The organism is Undibacterium sp. Dicai25W, from assembly GCF_049340505.1.
Lineage (GTDB): Bacteria > Pseudomonadota > Gammaproteobacteria > Burkholderiales > Burkholderiaceae_D > Undibacterium > Undibacterium jejuense.
In genome coordinates, this window is record NZ_JBMPOQ010000047.1 from 1 (window position 1) to 1,687 (window position 1,687).

General features: G+C 50.6%; 2 protein-coding genes. Both read right to left on the reverse strand.

The genetic code is table 11. The features are described from left to right. On the reverse strand, positions 1-296 hold a 296-nt coding region (locus tag ACO0KY_RS19590), incomplete at its 3' end, for a DUF2515 family protein (protein ID WP_423048906.1). Continuing rightward, positions 286-1,687 (reverse strand): DUF2345 domain-containing protein (locus ACO0KY_RS19595; RefSeq protein ID WP_423048908.1); only part of this gene is annotated, 1,402 nt, incomplete at its 5' end. The genes ACO0KY_RS19590 and ACO0KY_RS19595, both read right to left, overlap by 11 nt.

Sequence of the window (1,687 nt, forward strand, 5' to 3'; positions counted from 1 at the left end):
ACTGTCTTACTGGCGAATGCTGCTAATGCTGCCCAGTAGTAGCGTCCTTTTTTAGCCGGATTACCATGTTCTTCGGTCTCTAAATAAAACCTCGCGTAGGTGGCACTGATGCGTCGGGCACGAACGTTATATTGATACAGCAACATGTTGGTTTTGTTGAGCACAGGCGATTTAGCTGATAAACGTTTAAAGGCAAATTCTTGTGCTAAGGACCATACGTGCTGACAATCGCAATCTATCTTTACGCAACTGTTGGGCGTGTTATTGGTCATCCCTTGGGTTGTATTAACCGGCATTGTTATCTCCCTTGTTGTTACTTGTATTGCTCGATCCTGGTCTCGTCATCGGCTCAGGTGAGTTAAACGCATGCCACACTGGGGCGACCTGTAATGGCTGCGGTGATGAGGTATAAATGCTTGGTGTAGCACCGCCGGATGTTGTCTTACTTGCGTGCTCACCGATGGAAGATTTGGCGTGATAACTTTGTCCCACAATTGGTGTGCCACAAGGCAAATGAAAGGCAAATTTCTCATCGTATTCATCGACATGAGGCAATCCTTGAATATCTATGCCCATCTTTTTTCCATCTTGAAAACTATGGGTCGCCGCGTGGAGCATCCATGTGCCGTTGGTACCTTGTTCAATCCCCTGATCACTCCATTTGGTGTAACTGCCGCCGCCATTGATAATGACGGCCTTTGTCGCGTTGATCTGTATCGACTCGGCGTTGTGGCTGATGTTGAGTTTAGCGATGAGATTGATGCTGTTTTTTAAGGCCTGAATTTCAATGTCGGCATTGGCGGCAATCAATTTCATCCCCGCTTTATAGGCAAATAGCCGAATTGCTTCGCGCGTACTGGCAAGCAGGCTCTTACCGCTCGATAAGCTGATGTGTTCTTCGGCGGTGATCGCATGATGCTGACCGCTGTGTTGTTGTGTGTTGCCGGGCGTGGTCGTGGCGATGCCTGTTGGACTTGCGATAACGATATGCGGCTTGGCTAATTCTGGGAATTGGCCTTTGTCTGCGTTGGTGTTGTCTGTGCCCTTGATATCGTTATTTTTTTGTTTGATTTCTTTGGCAACGTCCGACTGGTCACTTTGTTCTTGCGCCCCGGCCTGTTGTGCGGCCTCAGCTAAGGTGCTGTGTTGGCTCTGGGCTTGTTGCAGGCGCTGGGCGGTTTCTTCTAAGCTCGTGATGTGGCCTTGTGCCTTGTCTCTGGCTTCGGTCGTGATGAGTAGACCGTCTTTGGCACGAATGGCGCCGTGTCCATCCGTTCTGAGTTCAAACCCTTGACCGCGTGGGTCTTTGCGACCTTGCTTGTTTTCAATACGCGTGATGAAACCCAGACTCAGTTGGCTGTAGTCATGGTCACTCTTGAGTTGTGCCTGAATTTGGTCATGGGTATCGTCGAGAATGAGGTGGTTGCTGCGCCCTGTAGCGCTGTTGCCACCGCCTTGGTCAGTGAGTTCTCTGCTGCGTATGCCCATTAAGGCTTGTTGGCTCGGCAACTGCCATGGCGGCATGTTGAATTGGTTGTGGACGCTGCCGCTGCAAATCGGTCTGTCAGGGTCGCCGCCGATGAAATCGATGATGACTTCTTGTCCGATGCGGGGAATAGCTTGTTGCCCTAGTTGATTGCCTGCCCATGGTAAAGCGACGCGAACCCAGCAACTGCTGTTGTGGTTG